Annotated in this window: 17 protein-coding genes and 1 pseudogene; 6 read left to right on the top strand and 12 right to left on the bottom strand. The window is 71.2% G+C overall.

Annotated features, from left to right (window positions below; translation table 11 throughout):
- Window position 1: 1 nt before the first annotated feature.
- Complete coding sequence (locus ACZ5K7_RS25300; protein WP_351699442.1) at window positions 2-979, bottom strand: Lrp/AsnC family transcriptional regulator; 978 nt, start codon at window positions 977-979, stop codon at window positions 2-4.
- Window positions 980-1,091: 112 nt separating this feature from the next.
- Here ACZ5K7_RS25300 and ACZ5K7_RS25295 point away from each other — a divergent pair, with 112 nt between their 5' ends.
- On the top strand, window positions 1,092-2,591 hold the full coding sequence (locus tag ACZ5K7_RS25295; protein ID WP_468916383.1) for an MFS transporter: 1,500 nt from the start codon (window positions 1,092-1,094) through the stop codon (window positions 2,589-2,591).
- Window positions 2,592-2,838: 247 nt separating this feature from the next.
- Window positions 2,839-4,665, top strand: coding sequence for an AMP-dependent synthetase/ligase (locus tag ACZ5K7_RS25290; protein ID WP_351699111.1), 1,827 nt, complete (start codon window positions 2,839-2,841; stop codon window positions 4,663-4,665).
- Window positions 4,666-4,680: 15 nt separating this feature from the next.
- Here ACZ5K7_RS25290 and ACZ5K7_RS25285 read toward each other — a convergent pair whose 3' ends face one another.
- The 6 genes from ACZ5K7_RS25285 to ACZ5K7_RS25260 form a co-directional block, all read right to left on the bottom strand.
- The gene (locus ACZ5K7_RS25285) at window positions 4,681-6,711 is read right to left on the bottom strand and encodes a PQQ-dependent sugar dehydrogenase (RefSeq protein WP_468916381.1); all 2,031 of its coding nucleotides are present in this window, start codon (window positions 6,709-6,711) and stop codon (window positions 4,681-4,683) included.
- Window positions 6,712-6,726: 15 nt separating this feature from the next.
- A complete protein-coding gene (locus ACZ5K7_RS25280; protein WP_468916378.1) occupies window positions 6,727-8,109 on the bottom strand; it encodes a glycoside hydrolase family 27 protein in 1,383 nt (460 codons plus the stop codon).
- A complete protein-coding gene (locus tag ACZ5K7_RS25275; RefSeq protein ID WP_468916375.1) occupies window positions 8,106-11,339 on the bottom strand; it encodes a glycosyl hydrolase family 28 protein in 3,234 nt (1,077 codons plus the stop codon). Before ACZ5K7_RS25275 ends, ACZ5K7_RS25280 begins: the two co-directional genes overlap by 4 nt.
- Window positions 11,340-11,389: 50 nt before the next feature.
- The gene (locus ACZ5K7_RS25270; RefSeq protein WP_468916372.1) at window positions 11,390-12,586 is read right to left on the bottom strand and encodes a glycoside hydrolase family 88/105 protein; all 1,197 of its coding nucleotides are present in this window, start codon (window positions 12,584-12,586) and stop codon (window positions 11,390-11,392) included.
- 368 nt (window positions 12,587-12,954) lie between these two features.
- Entirely contained in the window at window positions 12,955-13,161 is a 207-nt protein-coding gene (locus ACZ5K7_RS25265) for a hypothetical protein (RefSeq protein WP_351699099.1), read from the bottom strand.
- An 8-nt stretch (window positions 13,162-13,169) separates the two neighbouring features.
- Window positions 13,170-13,310: a hypothetical protein gene (locus ACZ5K7_RS25260; RefSeq protein WP_468916368.1), complete on the bottom strand. Its 141-nt coding sequence runs from the start codon at window positions 13,308-13,310 to the stop codon at window positions 13,170-13,172.
- Window positions 13,311-13,640: 330 nt separating this feature from the next.
- Here ACZ5K7_RS25260 and ACZ5K7_RS25255 point away from each other — a divergent pair, with 330 nt between their 5' ends.
- Window positions 13,641-14,477, top strand: a complete 837-nt coding sequence (locus tag ACZ5K7_RS25255; RefSeq protein ID WP_351699095.1) for an aldo/keto reductase — start codon at window positions 13,641-13,643, stop codon at window positions 14,475-14,477.
- Between the two features lie 97 nt (window positions 14,478-14,574).
- Here the strand turns inward: ACZ5K7_RS25255 and ACZ5K7_RS25250 are convergent, their stop codons facing one another.
- Complete coding sequence (locus tag ACZ5K7_RS25250; RefSeq protein WP_351699093.1) at window positions 14,575-15,186, bottom strand: hypothetical protein; 612 nt, start codon at window positions 15,184-15,186, stop codon at window positions 14,575-14,577.
- 236 nt (window positions 15,187-15,422) lie between these two features.
- On the opposite strand from ACZ5K7_RS25250, the gene ACZ5K7_RS25245 reads away from it, so the two are divergent.
- Entirely contained in the window at window positions 15,423-16,118 is a 696-nt protein-coding gene (locus ACZ5K7_RS25245) for a glycoside hydrolase family 75 protein (protein ID WP_450973198.1), read from the top strand.
- Between the two features lie 12 nt (window positions 16,119-16,130).
- Here ACZ5K7_RS25245 and ACZ5K7_RS25240 read toward each other — a convergent pair.
- Both ACZ5K7_RS25240 and ACZ5K7_RS25235 read right to left on the bottom strand, forming a co-directional pair.
- Window positions 16,131-16,756: pseudogene (locus ACZ5K7_RS25240) on the bottom strand (SDR family oxidoreductase); the annotation flags it as partial.
- A gap of 58 nt (window positions 16,757-16,814) precedes the next feature.
- Window positions 16,815-20,222 carry an nSTAND1 domain-containing NTPase gene (locus tag ACZ5K7_RS25235; RefSeq protein ID WP_468916363.1) on the bottom strand — a complete coding sequence of 1,136 codons (3,408 nt, stop codon included), beginning with the start codon at window positions 20,220-20,222 and terminating at the stop codon, window positions 16,815-16,817.
- Window positions 20,223-20,508: 286 nt separating this feature from the next.
- Between ACZ5K7_RS25235 and ACZ5K7_RS25230 the strand changes: the two genes are divergently transcribed.
- Window positions 20,509-21,789 carry a glycosyltransferase family 39 protein gene (locus ACZ5K7_RS25230; protein WP_468916360.1) on the top strand — a complete coding sequence of 427 codons (1,281 nt, stop codon included), beginning with the start codon at window positions 20,509-20,511 and terminating at the stop codon, window positions 21,787-21,789.
- Here the strand turns inward: ACZ5K7_RS25230 and ACZ5K7_RS25225 are convergent.
- Window positions 21,786-22,685: a class I SAM-dependent methyltransferase gene (locus tag ACZ5K7_RS25225; protein ID WP_351699085.1), complete on the bottom strand. Its 900-nt coding sequence runs from the start codon at window positions 22,683-22,685 to the stop codon at window positions 21,786-21,788. The two genes, ACZ5K7_RS25230 and ACZ5K7_RS25225, sit on opposite strands and share 4 nt — an antisense overlap.
- Before the next feature lie 123 nt (window positions 22,686-22,808).
- On the opposite strand from ACZ5K7_RS25225, the gene ACZ5K7_RS25220 reads away from it, so the two are divergent.
- Window positions 22,809-23,579 carry a phytanoyl-CoA dioxygenase family protein gene (locus ACZ5K7_RS25220; RefSeq protein ID WP_351699083.1) on the top strand — a complete coding sequence of 257 codons (771 nt, stop codon included), beginning with the start codon at window positions 22,809-22,811 and terminating at the stop codon, window positions 23,577-23,579.
- A gap of 66 nt (window positions 23,580-23,645) precedes the next feature.
- Here the strand turns inward: ACZ5K7_RS25220 and ACZ5K7_RS25215 are convergent, their stop codons facing one another.
- Window positions 23,646-25,364: a glycoside hydrolase family 6 protein gene (locus ACZ5K7_RS25215; protein ID WP_468916355.1), complete on the bottom strand. Its 1,719-nt coding sequence runs from the start codon at window positions 25,362-25,364 to the stop codon at window positions 23,646-23,648.
- Window positions 25,365-25,394 lie beyond the last annotated feature (30 nt).

The raw sequence follows: 25,394 nt of genomic DNA, 5'->3' as shown, positions 1-25,394 counted from the left end.
CTCACCACACCTCCTGATACGTCAGCTGCTTCACACTGCGCAGAAACGGCATGGCCTCCACGTGCTGCACCCCCTCCAGCCGTCCGAGCGGCCCGCTCAGGTAGGCGTAGAGACCGGCCGTGTTCCGCACCACCGCGGTGACGACGATGTGCGAGGGCCCGGCGGTGGCCGCCGCGAACGCCACCTCGTCGTGCCCGGCGAGGGTCTCCCCGACGGAGTGCATCGCGGACGGCGCGGTGGTGATCCACAGCACCGCGGCCGTGCCGTACCCGAGGACCTCGCAGCGGTACTCGATGTCGATGTACACCGCCCCGGAGGCGATCAGTGCGGCCAGCCGGCGCTTCACCGCCGACTCGGACCGCCCGGTCGCCCGCTGCAGCTCCGGGTAGGTCGCCCGGCCGTCCCGTTCCAGCGCGGCGAGCAGCGGCGCGTCCTCGGGGTCCAGGCGCGCCGGCCCGTCGCCCCCGGTCACCGGCGGCCGCAGGGCGGCGACCTGGTCGTCCGTCAGCGCCCGGAACTTCCGCATCCATCCGGACGGCCCGCCGTAGAAGCGGTGCAGGAGCTGCTGGGCGCGGATCTCCACCACGCTGGGGGTGCGTGGCAGCTTGCCGAGCAGCAGGTCGTCGTGGTCGCCGGGGTGGCGCGGCCGGGTCATACAGGCGATCTCGGTGCCGCCGGAGGCCAGCCCGATCCAGGCGGTGTCGGGGCGTTTGGCGAGGGCCTCGGCAATGACGGTGGCACCGTCGGGCGCGCAGCGCAGCCGGAGCATCCACTGGTCCTGGCCGAGCCGTTCGGCGTCCCGGACCGCGACCACCCGCAGTCCGGCGTCGGCGCACAGTCTGCGGTAGCGGCGGGCGATCGTCTGGTCGGAGACGCCGAGGACCGCCCCGATCCGGCTGAAGGAGGCCCGGCCGTCGACCTCCAGCGCACTGAGCAGCCGCAGGTCCAGTTCGTCGAACGTGTCGGATTCCAGCGCCAGCACGGCCCCTCCCATCGGATTCCGCCGATCACCCCGGTTCCACCATCCTGATCGGCCGGACTGGCCCCATGGTACGGAGTGACATCGAGCCGTTCTACCAAGGAGTGAAGAGATGCGCAGGTGGGGGCCGCTGACCGCGGTGTGTCTGGGAACGTTCATGTTGTTGCTCGACGTGACGATCGTGGTGGTGGCGCTGCCGGACATGGCGGCGGCACTGCACGCGTCCCTGAGCGACCTGCAGTGGGTGGTGGACGGGTACGCTCTCGCACTCGCCGCGCTGCTGCTGGGGGCGGGAGCCGCGGCCGACATTCTCGGCCGGCGCCGGGTGCATGTGGCCGGTGTCGTGCTGTTCGCCGCCGCGAGCCTGCTGTGCGGGCTGGCGCCGGGGCCGGGGACGCTGGTGGCGGCACGGGCCGTGCAGGGAGTGGGCGCGGCCGCGATGTTCGCGACCACGCTGCCGCTGCTCGGCTCGGTCTACCAGGGGCGGCAGCGGTCGGCGGCGCTCGGCGTGTGGGGCGCGGTGAGCGGCGGGGCCGCGGCGGTCGGTCCTGTGGTCGGCGGGCTGCTGACGGCGGGTCCGGGCTGGCGGTGGATCTTCCTGGTGAACCTGCCGGTCAGTGTGGTCGCGGTGTGGCTGACACTGCGGGTCGTACCGGAGTCCCGGGGACCGCGCGGGATGCGGGTGGACTGGGCGGGCACGGTCGCGTTCGCACTGTTCGCCGGGGGTGTGACCTACGGGGTCGTACGGGCCGGGGAGGACGGCTGGACGGCGTCGGCGGCGCTCGGCGCGTTCGCCGCGGCGGCCCTCGGGCTGCTGGTGTTCGTGCTGGTGGAACGGCGGGCCGCGCATCCGCTCCTTGAGCTGTCGCTGCTGCGCGGCCGGTCGTTCACCGGCGTGATGGTGGGGGCGTTCGCGTTCAGCGGGGTGGCGTTCGGTGCGCTGCCGTACGTGTCGATCTGGATGCAGACCCTGCTCGGGATGGCCCCGGTGCGGGCCGGGCTGACGCTGCTGCCGATGACAGTGGCGGCGATGGTGGTCGCGGTGCTGGTGGGGCGGCTGCTGCACGGGGCGCCGGCCCGGCTGACGGTCGGCGGCGGACTGTTGCTGATCGGCGCGGGCGACCTCTGCCAGGCCGTGCTGGGCGCGGGCTCCTCCTGGACCACGCTGATACCCGGGTTCGTGCTGGTGGGTGTCGGCACCGGGTTCGTGTCGCCGACGGTCGCGGGCGCGGCGCTCGCGGCGGTGCCGGCGGAGCGGGCCGGGATGGCGGGCGGTGCGGTGAACACGGTCCGGCAGCTGGGGTACGCGCTCGGGGTCGCCGTCTCCGGGACCGTGGTGACCTCCAGGATGACCGGCGCCCTCCCGCACGACGCGGCGCACACGCTGGCGGGCGGCGGCGCCGGAGCACTGCGGGACACCTTCGCCGAGCACACCCTGCGCACCGCCTTCGCCTCCGGGCTGAACGGTGCCCTGGTGGTGATGGGGGGTGCCTCGGTGGTGGCGGGCGCGCTGGTCCTGGTGCTGGTGCGGGCCCCGCGCGCGGACGGCGCAGTGACGAAATCGGCCCCCGCGGCGCAGTCGTCACAGGGCCCGGCGCTGCCGCGGGCCTGACCGGCCGGTAACCGGCCGGGGGCGGTAATCGGGTCGTACAGATTCAGTGGAGATTACGGAGGCGGAACTTACTCAACCGTAAGGATTCTGTCCGGCCCTTCCCCATGTGAGTGTATTTTCCAGGCACAGGCGATGGCATACGAGAGCAATGCTCGCTTTCGCACCCCCTCCCGAACGGTCTGCCGGTGGGGTAGCTTTCACGGCGCTGTGCGGAGCGTGACTGGGGAGCGAGAAGCGGGAGCGGGGTTTGCGCGAGTTCACCAACCCGCCGTTGGCGTCGGCACCGCCGGTCGGCGGCCTGGCCGACTGTGTGTTCGAGCATGCCCTGGCGGACCCGCTGCACATCGCCCTGGGCCGCAAGGACGACCTCGGCCAGTGGCGTGAGGTGACCTCCGCCGAGTTCCGCGACGAGGTCCTGGCCCTCGCCAAGGGCCTGCTGGCACGCGGCATCCGGTTCGGTGACCGGGTCGCGATCATGTCCCGCACCCGCTACGAGTGGACCCTGTTCGACTTCGCCCTGTGGACGATCGGTGCCCAGGTGGTGCCGGTCTACCCCACGTCGTCGGCCGAACAGTGCTTCTGGATGCTGTACGACGCCGAGTGCACGGCCGCGATCGTGGAGCACGAGGACCACGCGATGACGATCGCCACCGTCATCGACCGGCTGCCCCAGCTGCGCCAGCTGTGGCAGCTGGACTCCGGCGCGGTGCAGGAGCTGTACGACGCGGGCGCGCACCTGGAGGACGAGGTCGTGCACCGGCACCGGCAGGCGGTCACCCCGGACTCGGTCGCCACGATCATCTACACCTCGGGCACCACCGGCCGTCCGAAGGGCTGTGTGCTCTCGCACGGCAACTTCATGTTCGAGGCGGACACGGTCGTCGGCCGCTGGGAGTCGGTGTTCCGCGCGAAGAAGGGCGAGGAGGTCTCCACCCTGCTCTTCCTGCCGCTCGCGCATGTCTTCGGCCGCATGGTGGAGGTCGCCGCGATCCGGCACGGCGTGCGCTTCGGCCACCAGCCGCAGCTGAACGCGGCCGCGCTGCTGCCCGATCTGGCCGCGTTCCGGCCGACGTTCATCCTGGCCGTGCCGTACATCTTCGAGAAGGTGTTCAACGCGGCCCGGCGGAAGGCGGAGAAGGAGGGCAAGGGCGGCCCGTTCGAGAAGGCGGTGGAGATCGCGGTGAAGTACGCGGACGCCGTCGAGGCGAAGGCGTGGGGCACCGGCCCCGGCCCGTCGGCGTCACTGCGCATGCAGCACCAGCTCTTCGACAAGCTCGTCTACTCCAAGGTGCGGGCGGCGATGGGCGGCCGGATCCGCAACGCCATGTCCGGCGGCTCGGCCATGGACCGCAGGCTCGGCCTGTTCTTCGCCGGCGCGGGCGTGCAGATCTACGAGGGCTACGGCCTGACCGAGTCGACGGCGGCCGCCACCGCCAACCCGCCCGAGCGCACCCGCTACGGCACGGTCGGCCAGGCCGTCCCGGGCACCACCGTGCACATCGCGGACGACGGCGAGGTCTGGCTGCACGGCGGCCATGTCTTCCAGGGCTACCTCAACAACCAGAAGGCCACCGACGCCTCCCTGCACGACGGCTGGCTCGCCACCGGCGACCTCGGCTCCCTGGACGAGGACGGCTATCTCACCATCACCGGCCGCAAGAAGGAGATCCTGGTGACCTCCGGCGGCAAGAGCGTCTCCCCCGGTGTCCTGGAGGAGCGGGTGCGCGACCATCCGCTGGTCAACCAGTGCATCGTCGTCGGCAACGACCGCCCCTACATCGCGGCCCTGGTCACCCTGGACACCGAGTCCGTCGAGCACTGGCTGCAGATGCGCGGCAAGCCGCGGATGCCCGAGGCCCAGCTGGTGCGCGACGCCGACCTGGAGACCGAGGTGCGGCGCGCGGTGGTGGCCGCCAACACCCTGGTCTCCCAGGCCGAGTCGATCCGTACCTTCCGTATCCTCGCCCAGCCGTTCACCGAGGAACACGGCTTGCTGACCCCGTCGTTGAAGCTGAAGCGCAAGGCGATCGAGAACGCCTACGCCAACGAGGTCGAGGCTCTCTACCGGGCCTGACGGGCCGTCAGCCGGTCACTTGATGTCGATCCGGAAGATCTTGTCGGATCCGTCGGGCTCGTTGCCGTTGTTGTCGCAGTTGGTGGTGGACAGCCACAGCTGGTCGGCGCCCGGCACCTTGGTCACGGTCCGCAGGCGACCGTACGTGCCCACGTAGTACGCCGTCGGTGTGCCGACGCTCTCGCCGTCGCCGTTGATCGGGATGCGCCACAGCCGTTCGCCGCGCAGTGACGCCATGTAGACGACGTTGCGGACGATGGCGATCCCGCTCGGCGAGGCGTCCGACACGTTCCAGGTGGCCTTCGGGTTGGTCATCCCCGCGACCGAGCAGGTGCCCTCGCAGGTCGGCCAGCCGTAGTTGGCACCCGGCTTGATCAGGTTCAGCTCGTCCTTGGAGCTGTTGCCGAACTCGGCCTCCCACAGCCGCCCGTTGCGGTCGAAGGCGAGACCCTGCGGGTTGCGGTGGCCGAGGCTGTAGACGTAGTTCCCGAACGGGTTGCCCGGGGCCGCCTTCCCGTCCGTCGTCATCCGCAGGATCTTGCCGTTCAGGGAGTTCCTGTCCTGGGCGAGATCGGGTGTCTGGGCCTCGCCGGTGGAGACGTAGAGATAGCCGTCGGGGCCGAAGAGGAGCCGTCCGCCGTTGTGGTATCGGTTCTTCTTGATGCCCTGGAGCAGGATCTTGTAGTCGCTGAGCTTGGTGCCGTCGTACGTCATGCGCACGACCCGGTTGCCCTCGGACGCGGTGTGCATGAAGTAGACGTAGTGGTTCGTCTCCCACCCGGGGTCGACCGCGACGCCGAGCAGTCCGCCCTCGCCGTTGGTGGTGACGGCGTTCGGGACGGTCCCCACCTGGGTCTTCGTACCGTCCTTGGTCACCTTCCAGACCCGGAAGTCGTCCCGCTCGGTGACCAGGGCGGTCTTGCCGTCGGGCATCCAGTAGGTGCCCCAGGGGATCGTCCAGCCGGAGGAGAGCGTGGCGACGGAGGAGGGGACACCGCCGTCGGTGGCGCAAGCCTTGGTGGTGAAGGCGACGCTGTTGCTCGGCTCGGAGATGTTGCCGGCGGCGTCCCGGGCGACGACGTCCAGGGTGTAGGGGCTGTCGCAGGCGAGGCCGGTGAGGGTGCTGGCCGTGGCGCCGGTGACCGTCTGGTAGACCGTCACCCCGCTGCGGATGTCGTACGCGGTCACCGCCCGGTCGTCGGTGGACGCACCCCAGGTGAGGTCGACGGTGTTCGCCGTGATGCCGGCCGCGGACAGGGTGCCGGGTCGGGTGGGCGGGGTGGTGTCGGAACTCGGCTTCGTCGTGCAGTCGACCACCGGGCTGGCCGGCGAGGTGTTCCCTGCCGCGTCGCGGGCGATGACGGTGAGGTCGTAGGTGGTGTTCGGGGTGAGCCCGGTCAGCGCCCTCGACGTCGAACCACCGGGCGCCTCACCGATCTTGTTGCCGTGTTCGTAGAGGTCGTACGCCGTCACGCCCACGTTGTCGGTGGCCGCGCCCCAGCCGAGGGTGAGGCCGTTTTCGCCGATGTCGGAGCAGGACGGCCGGCCGGGCCTGGTGGGGGCCTGGGTGTCGGCGGCCGTGTCGAGGCCGGCCTTGTCGAGGTTGGGGCCGCCGTTGGCGGTGGTCGCGGTGGCACGGATCTTGTTGGAGCCCGCGGTCAGCGGGACGTCGAGGGTCTTGGTGGTCCAGGTGTTCCAGTCGGCGGTGGCCGGGAAGGAGACTCCGGACGCGACGACCGTGCCGTTGACGGAGATGTCCATCGGCCGGTCGACGGCGGTGCCGTTGGCGAAGCGGAGGGTGAGCGCCGAGGTGCCCGCGACGGTCGCGCTCACCGTGAACTCCACGTAGGAGCCCTTGATGTTGGTGTAGTCGACGAAGCCGGTGCCCGTGTAGCCGGTGTGGTTGGTGGCGACCGTGCCCTGGGAGATTGTCGCGCTCTCGGCCTGGTATTCGGTGGCCGCGAGGGCGGTGCCCTGGCTCAGCCCGGCCAGCGGCAGCGCGAGCACCGCGGCCAGCCCGTAAGGCAGAACTCTCCTGACGTTCATGGAGGTTGCTCCCTCTCAGCCCGTGTACCGGAGTGAAGCCGCTGCCGCTTTGGGCGAGTCGACCGGTTCGACGCGGATCAGACGGGTCTCGCCCGGCCTCAGGGTGGCGCTGTAGGAGTCGGCCGTCACGCCCTTGTGGGAGCCGGACCACAGGTCGGTGACGTCGCCGGAGCCGGAGAAGCCCACCTGGGACCAGTTCACCGAGACCGTGGAACTGCCGGAGGTGCCGGTGTTGAAGAGGGCGACGACGTACTGGCCGTCGCTCTCCTTCTTGCTCCACACCTGTTCGACCCCGCTGTTCACGATCCGCTTCGCGGCGACCCCGTCCTGGTCGACGCCGATGAGCCGGTCGTTGGTGAGCATGGCCTTGTCGACGGTGTCGAGACCGGTCAGGTCGGTGCCGAGGAGCAGGGGCGCGGCGGCCATCGCCCACAGGGTGAGGTGGGAGCGCCGCTGGTCGGCGGTGAGGCCGACCTGGTCGCCGTTGCCGATCTCCAGGGAGTCCAGGTCGTTCCAGCCGCCCGGCCCGGCGTACGGCTGCCAGCTCGCGGCCGTGTTGAAACGGGCGGAGACATGCGACCAGTCGGTGAGCGGATAGCCGCTGCCGTTGTCTCCGGGACCGCAGTAGCACTCGACGTCACCCTGGGTGCGCCAGCTGTTCGCGAGCTGCCGCCAGGTCGGGGCGTCGGCGATCGGGAGGTTGTTGGAGAGCCCGAAGGTGATGGGCCGTCCGGTGTCGCGCAGCGCCTGGGACCAGGCCCGTACGTCCGGGACGTCCTGGCTGCCCACCCCGTCGATCTTCAGGTAGTCGACGCCCCAGGAGGCGAACTGGTCCGCCCAGGAGTTCACGAACTCCTGCGCGCCCGGCCTGGAGTAGTCGATGTAGTACATGTTCTTGCAGTTGTAGTTCTTCTCGGTCTTCGAGGTGTCCGCGATGTCCTTCGCGTGATACGAGGTGCCCTCGATCGGGGTGTTCCTGGTGACGGCGTTCTTGGCGATGCCCGGGGTGACGTAGAAGCCGAACTTCAGGCCCTTGGAGTGGACGTAGTCGGCGACGGCCTTGATGCCGCCGGGGAACTTGGCGGTGTCGACGGCCCAGCGGCCGTACGAGTCGACGGTGAAGCCGTTCGAGTCGCACTTCTGCCAGAAGTCGTCGAGGTTGACGTGGACGAAGCCGTGGTCCTTCAGCCCGCTCGCGACCAGCGCGTCGGCCTGGGCCTTGATCTTGGCCTCGGTCGGCCGGCGGCGCACATAGCTCCAGCTGCTCCAGCCCATGGCGGGCCGGACGGCCTGGCCGTTGTCGGAGGCGGCGGCCGGGTGGGCGGTGCCCACGAGCGGTACCGCCGCGGCGACCAGCACTCCGGCGACCGCCGTCGTCAGTGCTCTTGTCCAAATCACGGGCGTCCTCCGTTCACGGGCGTCGCGTAGGCCGTGCCGATCCAGGCCTCGTCGACGCGCAGCCGTTTGTAGCGTGTGGTGTCGGTGGCGGCGGCCCAGGTGGAGTCCACCTCCAGGCGGACATAGCGGGCGGTGGCGGCGGCCAGATCGATGCCCTGGATGCCCCGCCGGCTGGGCAGCTCCCCGGACTTGACGGCGCTGCCCCAGTTCCTGCCGTCGTTGCTGAGGAACACCTTGTACGCCTTGATGCGCGCCGACTGCTCGGTGTCGGAACGGGCGTAGGCGACCGAGTCCTCGCGCTGGTTGAGACCGATGTACTGGACCTTCTCGACCGAGCCGAGGTCGAAGGTCAGGTTCACCGGCAGCGTCCTGTCGCTGTCCCAGTAGGTGAGGTAGTCGCCGTCACCGGCGGCGGAACCCGCGTGACCGCTCGCCGAGGCGCTCGCGGTGACCTTGGCTCCGGAGAGGATGCCCTGGCGGCCGGCGGTCATGACCTTGAAGACGGTGTCGTACGGGTCCCAGGAGCCGAGGCCGGTGAGGGTGAGTACCCCGCCGGACTGGGACCAGGAAACCGCCTTGCCCGTGCGGAGGTCGGTGACGGAGGCGATGCGGTAGCCGTTGTCGCGGATCCGCAGGGTGCTGGTCGACGGCGGGGTCAGGACGTGGACGTACTGACGGTTCGGGTCGGTCCTGGCGACGGTGGTGACGCCGTGCGCCCCGTCGTTCCAGAAGCCGGGCTTGAGGCCGCCGTACAGGTAGCCGCCGCCCTCGGTGCCGTGCAGGGACTCCCAGATGGGGTCGAGATAGGAGTCGGCGAAGGTGTTGAAGGCGGCCTGGTTGGCCGGGAACCTGCCGTTGACCTGGGCGGTCTCGGCCATCAGGGCCTTCACCGAGGAGCCGGCGTTGGTGACCAGCCGACCCAGGGTGAGTCTGCGGTCGACGGCCGGGTCCGAGCCGTCGTACCACCAGGCACCGGTCGAGGGCAGCTTGAAGTCGGCCTCGGTCAGGCGGGGTTGGGCCGTGTAGACCGCCTGCGGGTAGTCGTAGGCCGGGGTCATCCCGGTCTTCTGCTCATTGCTGATCATGTCCATGATCGGCGTGTCTTCGTTGTTGTTGCTCAGTGTGTAGTCGGGGCGCTTCTGCTGGATCTGGGCGTAGAGGTCGTGGCTCTCCCAGTACGCGTTGTCGTTGTCGATCCAGAAGCCGCCGAGGTCGGGATAGCGGTCCATGACCTCGAAGAAGTTGTCGTAGCCGAACTGGCCGAAGCCGTCCCGGGTGGTGAGGTCGACGTCCTTGCCCTTGTAGGCGGAGTAGGCGGCCGAGTCGAGCCATTCGTGGCCGCCCTCGTCGTGCCACTGGGGGTCGTCGGTCATGTAGAGGATGACCTTCATGCCCTTGGCCTTGGCGGCGGTGATCAGCTCGCCGAGGAAGTCCCGCCTGGTGGCGCAGGAGCCGGGGATCTTCGAGGGCCAGGGGCGGGCGTAGCCGAGGCGGCTGTGGAAGGTGGCCAGGACCAGGTACTGGGTGTGCAGTTTCTGTGCCTCCTTCACCCAGTAGTCGGGGGTCCAGCCGCCGCTGGTGACGTCGTTCTCCCAGGCGGTGCAGCTGGTGTGGGCGGGGGCGGTGCGCAGGCCCCAGTGCAGGAAGAGGCCGCCGACGGAGCCCCGGAGGAAGTCCTGACGGGGGTTCTCCAGGTCGCGCGGCTTCGCAGCCGTACCGCAGTCCTGGCCGCCCGAGACGCGGAGGGCGCCGCCGGAGGTGTTGTGACTGTCCGTCAGGCAGGCGCCCGTGACGTCCTGGAGGCCGATGTCGTACGGGGAGTCCCCGCCCTTCTGCGCCGTGAAGCGGGTGAGGCGGATGCCGCTCGCCGCGTTGGCGATGACCGCCGGCCGTCCGTCGTCGACCGCGAACTTCACGGAGCTGTCGGTGAACCGGACGTCGTCGGCGTTGTGCAGGTACCAGCCGTAGGCCGGCCGGGTGCCGATGGCCTTGGGGTTGTAGTCCTTGGGGTCGTTGCCCGGTACGGCGGTCGACATGGTGCCGTTGCCGCCGGGCACGGTGATGTCGACATGGGTGAAGGTGATCCCGTGGATCCGGTGGCCGCTCTCGCCCCACAGGGTCGGGCTGAAGGACGGGGTGGTGCCGGTGGCGGTGACGTTCTCGTACGTCACATCACTGATCGAGCCGATGCCCGGGCTGTTTCCGCAGCGCTTGCGGGTGCCGATCTTCTCCATGATCGGGGAGTGCACTCCGGTCATCGTGATGTCCTTGTAGTGGACGTCGGAGATCTTCGCGCCGTCCATGGAGACCATGCCGAGGCCGGACTTGTCGGCGCCCTCGATACGGATGTTGTCGAACTGGTAGTCGGAGAAGTCGCCGCAGGTCTCGGAGCCGAACATCAGGGCATTGCAGCACCTGGCCGACAAGTGGGAATCGCTCACCCGGACATGCCCGTTGGGGAGTTTCGCGCCCAGGGCGTAGTCGCTCTTGAAGACCAGGGCGTCGTCGTTGGCCTTGATGTCCGCGTTGGTGACCGTGACGTTCGTGGTGGAGATGATGTTCCAGCCGTCGCGGTCGCTCGCGGTGTCGATGGTCAGGCGGTCGGACGTCACGTTCGTGCAGCCGTTGATCAGGGCCGCGAAGTGGCCGCCGCGGCGCAGGGTGAGACCGTCGCCGATCCTGAGTCCGTCGCACCGGGTCAGCGAGATGATCTTGTCGGCCTCGCCGGACTTCGGGTTGCCGGTGATCAGGTCGCCGGCGCCGTCGATGACGCCCTGGCCGACGAAGCCGATGTCGGTGAGCTGGTCGCCGTAGATCATCGCGTCGCGGAAGTGGCTGTGGCCGTAGTCCTGGTAGTCGTCGTTCGGGTTGGACTCGGCCTTGTCGTAGGTGTCGGCACTGGAGCCCTGGAGGGTCGCGCCCTTGTCGAGCTGGAGCGTCACATGGCTCTTCAGGTGGATGGTGTTCTTGGACTTGTAGGTGCCGGCGGTGAAGCGGACGGTGCCGCCGCCCGCCGAACTCGCCGCGTCGACGGCCTTGTCGATGGCCGGGGTGTCGTTGGTGGAGCCGTCACCCTTGGCGCCGTAGTCACGCACGTCGTAGACGGTGGCCGCGTGGGGCGCGGTGTGCGGGGATGCCAGGGCCGCGGGCCGGGAGAGCCCGAGGACGACGGCGAGGACGGAGAGGACGATCGCGGCAGCCCGGTGCCGCGCGACGGTGGGGGGTTTCATGGTGACGGTTCCTCACACCAGCTGGTGGCCACAAAGTTCGGATGTTGTGCTCATGACACTGAACCTCGCAGTTGCTCGTTCATGATCAGGAAGGCCCCGAGGCCGTGGAAGTCGTTCGTGGCCCGGGTGCGGGCGACGTAGTACGCGTAGTCGCCGACGTTCGTGCCGATGGAGATGTCGGCGAGGTCGGTGCGGCCGTCCGGGCCGACCGACAGCTCGGCGAGCACGCCCTGGTAGCCGCGGCGGGCGACGTCCGCGTAGTGCGGGTCGAGGTAGTGCTGCTGGGCGCCGCGGGAGAGGGCGTAGGTGAACATGCTGGAGCAGGACGTCTCGGTCCAGTTGTCGCTACGCCCGCCCTTGTCCATCACCTGGAACCAGCGTCCGGTCGCCGGGTCCTGGTACTTCTCCAGCCCCGCCACCAGCTTCCGGAAGATGTCGAGCAGTTGAGGTCGGCGGGACTGGTTCGCCGGGACGGCGTCGAGCACGTTGACGATCGCCATCGCGTACCAGCCGACGGCACGGCACCAGTGCTCGGGCGCGAGACCGGTCCCCGGATCCGACCAACTCGCGCTCCTCGACTCGTCGTAGGCGTGCCTGAGCAGCCCGTTCGCGACCTGGAGGTGGCCGCCGTAGACGGCGAGCTGCTTCGCCGCCTCGTCGTCGGTGTACGCGCTGTCGCCGAACTCCTTGCCGTACTCGACGAGGAACGGGTTCACCATGTAGACGCCGTCCGCCCACAGCTGGTGCGCGCGGCTGGCGGTGTCCGCGTGCCAGAAGCCGCCCTCGCTCGTCCGGGGGTAGGTGTTCAGGCGGTCGCGGATCTTCCTGGCGGCCTTGCGGTAGCGGTCCTGGCCGGTCTCGTGGTGCAGGATCACCAGCAGCCGGCCCGCCTGCATGCTGTCCAGGCTGTTGAAGGACTGGTCGATCGAGCCGTCGCTCTTCACGAACCGGTCGACGTAGTTCTTGAGGTAGGCGAGGTAGCGGGGGTCGTGGGTGCGCTTGTAGGTCAGGTACTGGCCGTAGAGGTAGAGGCCGACCGGGTAGGACCAGCCGCCGATGGTGCTCGGTGTGGAGCGGGCCATGGTGGATTCGACGACCGCGGTGGACCAGTCGGTGACGGCGGCCGGCCTGGTCGCGGGGGCCGTGGTGGCTGCTGCGGCGGCGGGTGGGGATACCGCGGCGGGGAGCGTGGCCACGGTGGCGGTGGTGAGCGCGACGGCCGCGAGGGCGGCTCGTAGGCGTTTCATGGTCCTCCTGCTCGGTAGGCGGCGGCCACGGTGGTCCGCCGGAGGGTTACGGCACGGTGGCCTGGTGCCTGACGGCAGGCCGGGTCGGTGTTGCGATCGTCTGCGGTGAGCGCGTACGCCTGGCGGCGGCAGCCGCCGGAGTCGGTGGGGCGCAGGGCGAGGCTCACCGCCTGCCAGACGGGTCCGCACCACGCCCAGCCCATCGGCCTCCCGGAACATCTCCACCCACTGCCCGGCCGCCGGCTCAGCTGACCGACCAATCAGTCGGACCAGGTTGGAGCAACACCCGCGGCGCAACGGACAGGCATGAGTGAGCCCGGCCGGGCGTGCCGTGGGCATTTCAGCCACCGACCCCTGGGCCGCGAGGCCTACCCCGGGCCGCATCGGGGAGCTGTCCCGCAACGGGTCGCGGGTGAGCCGGCCGCCACCTCGCCGTGGCGCGGCCGGCGTCCGATGCCGCCCTCGCCGTCGGCGGTACCGTCGCGGTCGGCGGTGACGGCCCGCAGCCGTTCGGAGGACTCCCCGACCGGCCAGGGGCCGGCGGTCGACCCGGCCTGGGCGCTCGTGACGGTCATGGTGCGGGTCAGCGGTCGCCGAGGGCGTGGCCGGTCACGTCCAGGGCAGCCTCCACAACCTGACAACCAGGGCTTCGCCAGACCTTTTCATCGGATGTCTGCAGAAGGGTGGGTTCCGCCTGGTGGTCTTCGGATGCCGTCTCGTTCATGGTGCACACCTGCTTTCCTGAGGTCGGGGGGTCTCAGAGCGCACACAGGGGGTCGCGGTCACAGGGATCCGCTGGAAAACCCACAGGATGGTTCACATCCCTGTACTGGGTTCAGCGATACGTCCGACGATGCGAACCAGAGTCTCGACAGAAACGGGCCGCGGTCAATGGTCCGGACCCATAAGGTCGGATGCATTTCCGGCCAATCTCCGTCCCGGGAGGCTGACTCACCGCTCGGTTCCGGCGGATTCCGGGCTCAGGAATGCATCACGGCCGGTGATCGTTGACGATGGGAGTTCCACCTGTCGACAACCTAAGGATCGAGAGCTCGTGAGCAGCAAGGTCCCCCCGAAAATCCTCAACAACGGCGTCGAGATGCCCCAGCTGGGCTTCGGTGTGTGGCAGGTGCCGGACGACGAGGCCGAGCGGGCCGTCGCCACGGCACTGGAGGCCGGGTACCGCAGCATCGACACAGCGGCGATCTACGGCAACGAAGAGGGCACCGGCAAGGCCATCGCCGCCTCCGCCGTCCCCCGCGAGGACTTGTTCGTCACCACCAAGCTCTGGAACGCCGACCAGGGGTACGACGCCACGCTGCGCGCCTTCGACGCGTCGCTGGCGAAGCTGGGTCTGGACTACCTGGACCTGTACCTCATCCACTGGCCGCTGCCTGCCCGGGGCAAGTACATCGACTCCTACAAGGCGTTCGAGCAGCTGCTGACCGACGGCCTCGTCAAGGCGATCGGCGTCTCCAACTTCCTCCCGGAGCACCTGGAGCGGCTGATCGAGGAGACGTCGGTCATCCCGGCGGTCAACCAGATCGAACTGCACCCGCACCTGCAGCAGCACGCGGCTCGGGAGTTCCACGCCGAGCAGGGCATCGCCACCGAGGCCTGGTCCCCGCTCGGCCAGGGCAAGGGCCTGCTGGAGGTGCCGGCGATCGTCGCCATCGCACAGAAGCACAACCGCACCCCGGCCCAGGTCGTGCTGCGCTGGCACATCCAGCTGGGCAACGTGGTGATCCCGAAGTCCGTCACACCGTCCCGGATCAAGGAGAACATCGAGGTGTTCGACTTCAGCCTGGACACCGAGGACCTCGCCGCGATCAGCGCGCTCAACGAGGACCGCCGCATCGGCCCGGACCCGGCCACCTTCGACATGGGCTGAGCGGCAGCCCGGGTGCACACCGGCCGTCCCGCCGTGTTCTCGGCGGGACGGCCGCTCGCGTTCCCCTGCTCGTTCCGCGACTCCGGTGCGGAGCGCGTCAGTCGGAGTGCACGTCCGCGTGGACGACCTCGAACTCCTCCAGGGCGACCACGGTCACATGCGCCTTGGCGACGTCCTGGCGCCGGGCCGCCGCCTGGCCACCGCGGGACGCGACCATCGAGGCGCGGTCGACGAAGAGCACACCGACCGTGCCCCGGCCCAGCCGCCGGTCGACGAACAGGGCACACCGCGCGAAACCGGGCAGGGTCTCCAAGCGGGGTATCGCCGACGACCGGAACGTCTCGACGAACAGATCCGCGTCGGCCGGGTCGAACTCCACCCTGGTCATCCGCACTCCGCCGCCCACCCTCGGCAGCTGCACCGTGTGGAAGACGGCCACCTCGTAGTTCTCGACGGCGACGGTGCCCGCGAACGGCTCCAGCATCGGCCCGCGCCGCTCGCGCATCACCTGGTCGCTGTTGCGCCGGGCCTCCTCTGAGCCCCACCAGCTCACCGCGAGCAGTTTGCCCAGATCCCGGTCGACGAAGACGCCCGAGCCCCGGTACTCGGGGCGTTCCTCCAGCAGACTGCGCCCTTCGCTGTTCAGCGCCCGGATGGCGGACTCGATCTGCGCCGGATCGCCGGTGGCGTACACCGTGCGTACGAACATGACCCCTCGCCTCCCAGGAGCCACCGGAGCCACCGGAGCCACCGCTCAACCCTCGCACGGCTCCTGCATAAATGTTCGGAATGTCCTGCCCCACCAGTGTTCCCCGGGCTTCATATCGTCGCAATGCATGACAATTTCTCTAGTTCACACCCAGGGGTTGACGCGGACATGCAGCCGGGGCCACCTTGTACGGCACCCGGTCAGGAAACTTTCCTAACAGAAGGGCACCCCCCACAGTGCGCATCCGAACACTGACCCTCGCCGCGGCCTCCGGGGCCGCACTGCTGGCCGCCGGAGTGCTTCCCGCGAGCGCGTCCGGCAGCACCGTCCCGAAGTCCGCCCAGGAGGGCTCGGTCAGCGCGGCCGACCTGCTCTCCAAGGTGACCTCCTGCTCCCAGATCTCCAGCGGCAAGTACAAGACCGACGACGAGACCTCGGCCACCATTCCCGTGTGCGGCAAGAACGGCGCGGTGTTCTGGAAGTCCGACATGGACATCGACTGCGACGGCCAGCGCACCACCAACTGCAACGAGGACCGCGACCCCTGGTACCAGGACGACACCGCGTTCCACCAGTCCGACGGCAAGCCGCTCAAGGCCGAGTCGCTGCCGTACGTCGTGGTGCCCAGCTCCAGCAGCATCTGGAACTACTCCAGTGCCGGCATAAAGGGCGGCGGCGTGGTCGCCGTCATCTACAACAACAAGGTCGAGTACGCGGTGGTCGGCGACACCGGCCCCACGAAGATCATCGGCGAGGCGTCGTACGCCACCGCCAAGGCGCTCGGCATCGACCCCGACCCGGCGACCGGCGGTGCCGACTCCGGCGTCACCTACATCCTGTTCAAGAACTCCAAGGTCTCCCCCATCGAGAGCCACAGCGCGGCGGTGTCCCTCGGCGACCAACTGGCGAAGCAGTTCCTGGCCAGCAACTGACCCGGGGAGGGCGGGCGGCAGGCTGCCGTTGGCGTCCCAGAACGGGGTCTCCACCCGGCCCGGCGCGACCAGCGTGACGCCGATGCCGAACTCGGTGACCTGGCGACGGGTGTTCTCCGCGAGCCCGGTGACCGCCCTCCCCCACTCTCGAATTCACTCGAGCGGGGGGGACCCCCATGGTCACGCCGTACAGATTGCCGGGCGTGTTCACGAACCCGGCGACGCTGCCGACCAGGACGATCCGCCCGCGGCTCGCCTTCAGGGCGTCGACGGAGGCCCGGATCAGCAGGGCGGGGCCGAGGACGTTGGTGAGGACCATCTCGGCTCAGCCCGCCGGGTCACCGTCGGCGACGGTGTCGTGGGTGGCGAAACCGGCGTTGGCGACGACGGTGTCGAGCCGGCCGTACGCCTTGAGCGTGCTGTCGACCGCCGCCTGCACGTCGGCGTACTCGGCGCTGTCACCCACGATGGTCAACAGGCCCTCCGGGTCGCCGAGTTCACTGGCGAAGTCGCGCAGCCGCTGCTCGCCCCAGCCCGGTGACGGCCACCCGGTGCCCCGCGTCCAGCAGTTGACGCCCGACGGCGGCGCCGATACCGCTGCCGCCGCCGGTGATGAGCGCGACCGGAGAGTCGTTCATGGCTTTCCCCCTGTGGTTGGCGATCGGCCGGAGTCCATCACTTCGAGCGCTCTCGATGTCAACCACCGCAGGTCGCGCGGTACGGCACGGAGGGCAGGTACCGCCGCCACTGCGCCCGCGTCGGACCCCCGTCCGCCCGGGCGCACAGCTCGCTCGCACTCTCCTCGGGCCGCAACGGAACGCTCCGGACGGCGAGATGAGGCGTGATGATGTGCAACTCCCGCGCGTCCGGGGTGAATCCGAGGGCGAGGACCGGTCCGTCACCGGCCGGCACGGTCGCCGGGTCCAGCCGGGTGCGGGCCGTCTCCCACACCTGTGCCGAACCGTCGGCGGTGCTCGCCGCGAGCAGTGTCCCGTCGGCGGAGAACGCCAGGGCCGACGGGACCACGGTGGCACCGGCCGCTCTGAGCACCGCGAGCCTGCGCCAGGTGTGCGCGTCCCACAGGGTGACCCTGCCGACCAGATCCTCGGCGGCCAGATAGCGGGCGTCGGGGCTGAACGCGGCGGTGCGCAGCAGGTCCTCCCCCGTCACTCCACCCGTTCGCCGCCTGCCGGTCGTGACGTCCACGAGCCCGCCCTCGTAGGTCAGCGCGGTGCGGCCGGTGGGGTCGGCGCCGACGGTGTGCTCCCGGTTCACGACCGGCGGTCCGGCGGCCGCCACGGGCCTGCCGCGCGTGTCGAACGCCGCCCGGACCGCCGCCTTCCGCCGCCAGGCCGAGCCCGTCAGCCCGTGCAGCGAGAGGGTGTGCACGGCGCTGGTCCTGCCGTCCTGCAGATAGCGCAGGACGCCCGCCGACGGGTCCAGCCGGAGCCCGCCGACGGCCGAGCCGGCCACCGGATAGGTGAGCAGGGGCGTGCGCGGGCCGCCGTCGGCGGGGTCCGGGAGGTCCGTGCGCCACAGGGCGAGGGAGCCCGGGGTCCAGGTCAGGGCGTAGGCGCCGTGGAAGACGACGGTGTTCGCGCCGCCGGCGAACGGCAGCCGGGGGCGTTCCCGGCCGGTGCGGAAGTCCCAGGTCACCACGCCCACTCGGGTGGCGGCCGCGACGGCGTGACCGTCCGGGGTGAAGACGACCTCCTGCCCCTGGCAGAGCAGCTTCTCGGTGGACCGGGGCGGGCGGGCGGAGAGCAGGCGCCCCGCCACGAGGTCGAGGACACGCAGCCTGGTGCCGTCCTGACCGCACCAGGCGAGGTACCGCTCGTCCGGGCTCGGCAGGGGCAGCGGGCCGTCGTCCTCGCCGTGGGCGTAACGGTGGAGCGGGTGTCGCCGGTGCGCGTCGTCGGCGTCCGTGGCGGCGTCCGCGTCCCACAGGTCCAGGGTCGCCCGGTCGCTTCCCCGGTCGTGGGCGAGGCGTCGCACCAGGAAAGTGTGTCCGTTCGGCCCGAACATCCCGTCGGCGTCCCGCCAGGGACCGGTCGCCAGCCGCCGGGTGCGGCCGTCGGCGAGCGAGCGGATCACCGTGCCGGTGCCGCCGGGCGCCCGGGAGGCGATCAGCCGGCCGTCGTCGCTGACCGCGATCACCCCGTCGGACAGGCCGGGTCGGCTGAGGGAGTGGATGCGCCGGTGGGAGCGGACGTCCCACTGCACGGCCCGGTCGTGCGCCACCGCCGTCAGGATCCGCCCGTCCGTGCTGAGCCACACGGGTGCGTTCAGGGCCCGGCCGCCCTCCTCGGGCTGGACGAACAGGTCCTGTTCGCTCTGCGCGGCCGCCGTCCGCAGCGCCTGCCGGGTCTCCGGCAGGTCGGCGGTACGCCAGGCGGCCAGGGCGAGGCGCATCGCGGTGCGCGGTTCGGCGGTACGCAGGCCGTCGGCGAGGGCGGCCACCCGGCGGGCCTCGGCCTGGTCCCGCTGCCGCGCGCTGATCCCGCTCTGCCGCCAGGCGACGGCACCCGCGGCCAGGGCCAGACACAGCAGGACGGCGAGCGCACCGGTCAGCGCCCGCAGCCGGCGCCCGGCCCGCACGGAGGCCCGCTGCCCGCGTTCGTACGACTCGACGCTCGCCGTCAGGAACTCCCGCTCAAGCAGGCTCAACTCCCCCTGGTAGGAACCCGCTTCGGCGAAGGCCTCCCGCGCCTCGGTCAGGCGGGCCCCCCGGTACAGCGCCCCCGCGTCCCGCTCCAGCCCGGCCCAGGCGGCCGCCGCCTCGGTGAGCCGGCGGTGGGCACGCAGGCGTTCGCGGTCGGCGTCGATCCAGCCGCGCAGCCGGGGCCAGGCACCGAGCAGGGCCTCGTGGGCGAGGTCGACCGTGTCGCCGTCGACGGTCAACAGGCGTGCCATGACCAGGCGTTCGAGGACATGGGCGGTGGTGGGGTCGGTGCCGAGTTCGGCGCGCTGTGCCGGGCGCCGGGTGTCTCCGGTGCCGTCGCCCGGGGTGACCATGCGCAGCAGCAGGGCGCGGACGGCCGCCGCCTCGGCGGGGGTGCAGCGGGCGTGGAGTTCCTCGGCGGTGTGGGCGACGGCGCCCCGGACGCCGCCGACCGCCTCGTAGGCGGCGAGGGTCAGGGTCTTGGCGGAGCGCCGTCGCCAGACCTCGCGCAGGGCGTGGGCCATGAGCGGCAGTCCGCCGGGTTGACCGGCGACGTCGGCGACGATCCGGGCGGTCAGGGCGCGTTCGACGATGTGCTGCCGGGCTGCCGCGGGCCGGACCACCACCTCCCGGAGCCGCTGCGGCGCCAACGGGCCGACGAGCAGGGTGGAGTCCCGCAACGCCTCGGCGAGCAGGGGATGTTCGGCGCAGTGCCGGTAGAAGTCGGCGCGCACGGCGAGCAGTACGCGCAGCCGGGGGTCCGGCCGCAGCAACCGGCCGATGAACAGCTCGCGTTCGGCCGGGTCGGCGCAGAGCGCGAAGACCTCCTCGAACTGGTCGACGACGAGCAGGGTGTCGCCGGGGGCGTCGTGCGGGGTGAGGAGTGCCGGGTGGGTGCGGGCGGGGTGGGCGCCCGGGGTGAGGATCCGGATGACGGCGGGGCGCCGCTCCGGGTCCCCGGCCTCCCGCAAGGCGGGGACGAGCCCGGCCCGCAGGAGGGACGACTTGCCGCTGCCCGAGGCGCCGACCACCGCCCCGACACGGCTGCGGCGGGTGTGCGCGACCAGTTCGGCGATCAGTTCGTCGCGACCGTGGAAGTGGTCCCGGTCACCGGCCTCGAACCGGGCGAGGCCGGGATAGGGACAGGGCTCGTCGTCCTCGGCGAGCCGGGTGCCGGCGGCCTCGGCGGCGGCCGTCCGCCAGCGCCGCTCCCACTCCTCGGGGTCGCCGCCGCACGCGACGACGTAGGCCGTGACCACGGGGAGTGTGGGCAGCCGCGCCCCGGCGGCCGCCGCCGAGAGCGTGGGCCCCGAGTAACCGGCCCGCAGCCCCATCGCCCGGTAGGTCGGCGTACCCGCCTCGTCCCGCAGCTTGCGCAGCTCGAAAGCGAACCGCTCCACCGCCCCCGCCGCGGGATCAAGCGGTTTCTCCCGGCGCCCCATCCACGTCTCCCCCGTCGACAGCAACTCTCCCCAACCTAACCGGGATTGACAGGAGAGCCGGTTCGGGGCTGCCCATCAAGTCCCCGGCCGCTGAACTCGCCGGTGCACAAGCCCCCGACCTGCACCGGAGCCCGCCATCGCCACCCTGCACGCCGACCGCACCGCGCCCCCGCCCGTTCCGGCCCGGGCGCGGCACCGACCCGTACCCGCTCTCGCCCCGGTCTTCCTCTCCCTCGCCCTCGGTCTGTGGGGGATCAGACGCGACGGCGCCCTGTGGCGGGACGAGGTGGTCAGCTACGACCTGTCCCGACGCGCGCTCCCGGATCTGGCGCGCACGTTGGAGCGAGCCGACGCCGTGCACGGCCTCTACTACCTCCTCGTCCACGCCCTGTTCCGGCTCTTCCCCGGTGCCGACCCGCTGCTCGTGCTGCGGCTGCCCTCCGTGCTGGCCGTCGCCGTCACGGCCGGACTGCTCGCCCTGCTCGGCGCCCGGTACGCGGGCCCGCGCGCGGGGCTGCTCGCCGGGCTGGTGTTCGCGGTGCTGCCGCCGGTCCAGCGCTATGCGCAGGAGGGCAGGTCGTACGCGCTGGTCTGCGCCCTCGTCGTCTGGGCGACATGTCTGCTGGTACGGGCGGTGGACGCCGGCACCGCCCGGGCCTGGGCCGGCTACGGCGCGGTGCTGCTGACCGCCTGTCTGCTGCACGAGTTCGCGGTACTGGCACTCGCCGCGCACGCCGTGGCCGTACCCCGCGAGGCCCGGCGTGCATGGCTGAGGGCGGCCGGCGCGGTCGTCGCCGCGCTGGCGCCCCTCGCCGTCCTGAGCGTGCGGCAGTCGGCGCAGGTGGCGTGGATCGGCAGGCTCGGGGCCGGGGCGCTGCTGGGCTTCGGCGGGGTCGCGCTGCTCAGCTGCGCCTGCGCGGCGGTGCTGCCGAGGCCGCTGGTCCGGCTGGCCCTGCCGCTCACCGTGCTGCCCGCCGGGCTGCTGATGCTGGTGTCGCCGGCCAAGCCGTTGTACGTCGACCGGTACGTCCTCTACGGCCAGGCGGGCACCGCGCTGCTGGCCGGTGCCGCCCTGGACCGGCTGATCCGGGCCGGCGGTCCGCGCCGGGCGGCCGCGCTGCTCGGCGTCGGCGTGGCCGTCGCCGCGCTGCTGCCCGTCACCACGTATCTGCGCACCCCCGGCAGCCGCCTGGACGATGTCACCGCCATCGGCGCGGCCGTGCGTACGGCGGGCGCGGGCGCCGACGGGATCCTCTATCTGCCCGCCCGCCGCCGGGTCTGGTCGCTCGCCGACCCGGGCACCGTGCGGGGACTGCGCGACCTCGCTCTGGCCCGCGCCCCCGCGGCCTCCGGAACGCTGTACGGCACGGAGGCCGGCCCGTCCGTGATCCGGGCCCGGCTGCTCACCGCGCACCGGGTCGTCGTACTGCGGGATCCGGTGGGACAGCCGCCGGACACCGCGCCAGGTGAGGTCATGAAGCGCAGGACGCTCGCCGAGCGGTTCGAGGAGTGCGGGACACGGGCGGTGCGGGGAGCGCGGGTGAGCGTGTACGCGCGCCGCTGCTAGACGGGCCGTACGGCGGTGTGCACCGTCCGGGCGCCGAGGACGAACACGTCGGACCTGCGGTGGACGCTCGCCGGGTCGGCCGGATCGAGGAGGCGGTCCAGGGTGGCACGGTCGTCGGCGTCCAGACCCTCGCCGACGGTGTCGCGCAGCCGGGAGAGGATCTCGGTCACGTAGGCGCGGGCCCGGTCGGAGGCCGGGGCGGGCAGGTCGATGAGGAAGCTGCGGCTGCGGGCGTACCTGAGCCCTGCGGAGCCGAGCAGCGCGGGCCAGTCCTCGGCCTCGGCGACCGCTCCGGGCAGGTCGGTGCGCATCCGCGCGAACCACTCCTCCTGCAGCGCGTCCAGCCGTGCCTGTAGTCCGGCCCGGCCGATGCCGATGTCACGGGGCAGGAAGCGGCTGGGCAGGCCGCCTTCGAGGATGGCCAGGGTGCCGCCGGGGGCCAGCCGCTCGCCGAAGGCGGTGAGCGCGGCCCGCTGGTCGCCGAGGTGGTGCAGGCTGTGCCCGGCCCACAGGAGATCCGCCGGGTAGTCCAGCTTGTCCAGGACGCCCGGCAGTTCACCGGCGAGGACACCGAACCGGTCCCCCACGCCCAGCCGCTCGGCGCGGGCCGTGGCCCGGTCGAGGAGCGGTTCGCTGCCGTCCACGGCCAGCACCCGCGCACCCGGGAAGACCTCGGCGAACAGACACGACACCACGCCCGGCCCGCTGCCCACGTCGACGATCAGCCCCGGCTCGGTGACCTCCTTGCCGAGCCAGCCCAGGGCGTTCTCGTAGAGCGGGGCGAACAGCTCCGCCTGCGACTCCAGGTGCGGGGCCATCTCGGCCCAGTCGATGTCGGTGTGGGTGTGCGTGTGGGCGTGGGTGTCGGTGTGCTGGTGGTGGTGATCGTGCGCCATGGGAGCAGCCTCTCGTCCGGGTGCCGCCAGGGTGCGCCGACGCACCGCCCGGAGGCCAGCCCTGTTGCCGGTGCGGCAAAAAAGAGGATGCGGACGGCAAGACCGGCGGGCCACGATGGGCGAATGGACGACGAGTTGGTGGAGCGTTTCCTGACCGACGGTTTCGTGAAGATCGAGGGGGCCGTCGCACCCCGGGTCGCCGAGGGCTGCGCCCGGCGGCTGTGGCAGGAGACGGGGTACGACCCCGAGGACCCGGGCACCTGGCAGGACCCGGTGGTCTGGGTGGCAGGCCTGGCCGACGGCCCCTTCGCCGCCGCCCCCAACTCCCCTGCGCTGCACCGGGCGTTCGACCTGCTGGTCGGTGAGCGGCGCTGGGACCCGCGCTATTCGCTGGGTGCCTTCCCGCTGCGGTTCCCGCACCGGGAGGAGCCGGACGACGCGGGCTGGCACATCGACACGAGCTTCATGCCGGAGGGTGCCACCGACTGGTACGCCAACGTGTGGTCAAGGGAGCGCGCCCTGCTGATGCTGTTCCTGTTCAGCGAGGTGACCGAGGCGGACGCCCCGACCCGCATCCGGGTCGGCTCGCACCTGGACGTGCCCCGGATCCTGGAGCCGTACGGCGCGGAGGGTGCCACGCTGGGCGAGCTCGGCCCGCAGGTGGCGGCGGCCTCCGCGCACCGCCCGGTCGCCCTCGCCACCGGCCGGCCGGGCGACGTCTACCTGTGCCACCCGTTCCTGGTCCATGCCGCCCAGCCGAACCACGGCACCCGTCCGCGCTTCCTGGCCCAGCCGCCCCTGTACCTGAACGCGCCCCTCGTGCTGGACCGCCCCGACGGGAACCACTCGCCGGTCGAACGCGCGGTCCGCCGGGGCCTGGCCCTCACGGACTGACCCCGGCGGACACCGCGCCCCAAAGGGGCGCGGGGCTGTTTCACCATGCGGCTCAGCCGGCGGCGCCTACAGCGGCGGGTAGGCGTTCGCCATCAGCTGCTGGAACTGGGCGGAGAACCAGTGCCCGGACAGCGGCGCGTTCGGCAGGGCACCGGACATGCTGTTGCCGTTGCGGGCGTTGCCCGTGTATGTCGGGTCGCACATCCGGTCGAAGCCCTTGCCCTCGTCGTTGGCGATGGCGGTGCTGGAGCCGTCGGACTCGCCCGGGGGCTTCATCCAGACGTAGGCGTCGATCCCGGTGGCCGGGCCGGCCTGCGGGCGCTCGCCGAGGCCGGCGCCGGACTGGTTGCACCAGTTGCCGATGTGGATCCGGCGGTCGTAGCGGCCGCCGTCGACGTAGGTGTCCACGCTGGTCGTCGCGCCGGGTCCGGTCGGGCGGGCGCTGCCGCCCCAGCCGTTGCGGGAGGTGTCGATCAGCATGCCGATGCCGGAGTTGAAACCGACCGAGACCAGCTGGGTGCGGAAGGCCTGGGCGAAGGACAGCTCGTCGACGTACCGGTTCCAGTCGACCCACTTGGACTGGCGGACGGAGGTGCCGTTCACCGTGTCGTTGATGGTGAAGTTGTTCTCCTTCAGGGCGCTGTAGTTGGCCGTGTTGGTGATGAACCCGGCCACGTCGTCGACGGTCGCGCCCTCGCTGGTGGCCGCCTGCTTGAACAGGGTGGCCGACGGGGCGAAGTTGTCGTCCCAGCCGATCCAGCCGTGGTGGCCGGCGTCGAGGTAGTTGTAGACGTTCGGGATCGCGCCGAGTTTGGCGAGCGCGTAGCCGACGCCCTTCACGTAGTTGCCGTTGGCGAGCATGGTGTCGCAGTTGGCGGTGGCGGTGGCGCGGCTGCCGGTGTTGGTGACCAGGTTGGGCAGCGAGTCGATCTCGATGGTGGTGACGATTCGCAGCGAGGCGTACTTGGGGTCGGCGAGGATCGTCGCGATCGGGTCGATGAACTGCGTCTTGTACTTGTCGATCTCCGTCGGCCCGAGTTCGCCGTTGGAGGCGAGGGCCGCGCAGTCCCGTCCGGGCAGGTCGTAGACGACCAGCTGGACGACCTCTTCGCCGCTGCCCTTCTGGGCGAGGGCGGCGTCCAGGTGGGCGCGCAGACCCATGCCTCCGTTCACGCCCGCGATGGCGGCGATGCGGTCCAGCCAGACGCCGGTGGGCTGGTTGGAGATCCGGCTGCCGCCCGTCTCGGCGGCGGCCTTCGCGGACCACTCGGGGTTCACGTAGACCTTGGCACCGGAGTACGGATTGTCGACGCGGGTGCCGCTGCCACCGCCCCCGTTGTCCCCGCCGCCCCCGCCGCTGCCGTCGTCGACGTTGCAGGTGACGCCGTCGAGGGTGAAGGCGGTCGGGAGCGCGTTGGTGCCGCTGTAGGACCCGTTGAAGCCGAAGCTGACCGAACCGCCGGTGGCCAGCGTGCCGTTGTAGGTCTCGTTGGCCGCGGTGACGGACGTGCCGCTCTGGGTGATCTTGCTGTTCCAGAAGCTGGTCACCTTCTGGTTCCCGGCGTACGACCACTTCACCGCCCAACTCGACTTCGCCGCCGAGTTGTTGGTGACGGTGACGGCGGCGGTGAAGCCGGCGCCCCAGTCGTTCTGGATCTTGTAGTCGACGGTGCAGGGGATCGCGGCGACCGCCGCCGCCGAGGAGGGGGTCACGGCGAACGCCGGCCCGGACGCCCCGGCGACGAGCGCCAGGGCGGCGAGTACCGCTGTTCTGGTACGACTCATGAGTGCGGGTTCCTTCTTCTTCGGTGGATG

The organism is Streptomyces sp. NPDC031497 (genome assembly GCF_055580905.1).
Note: the sequence above shows the minus strand (reverse complement) of the source record. Positions and strands in the feature narration are given on the sequence as shown.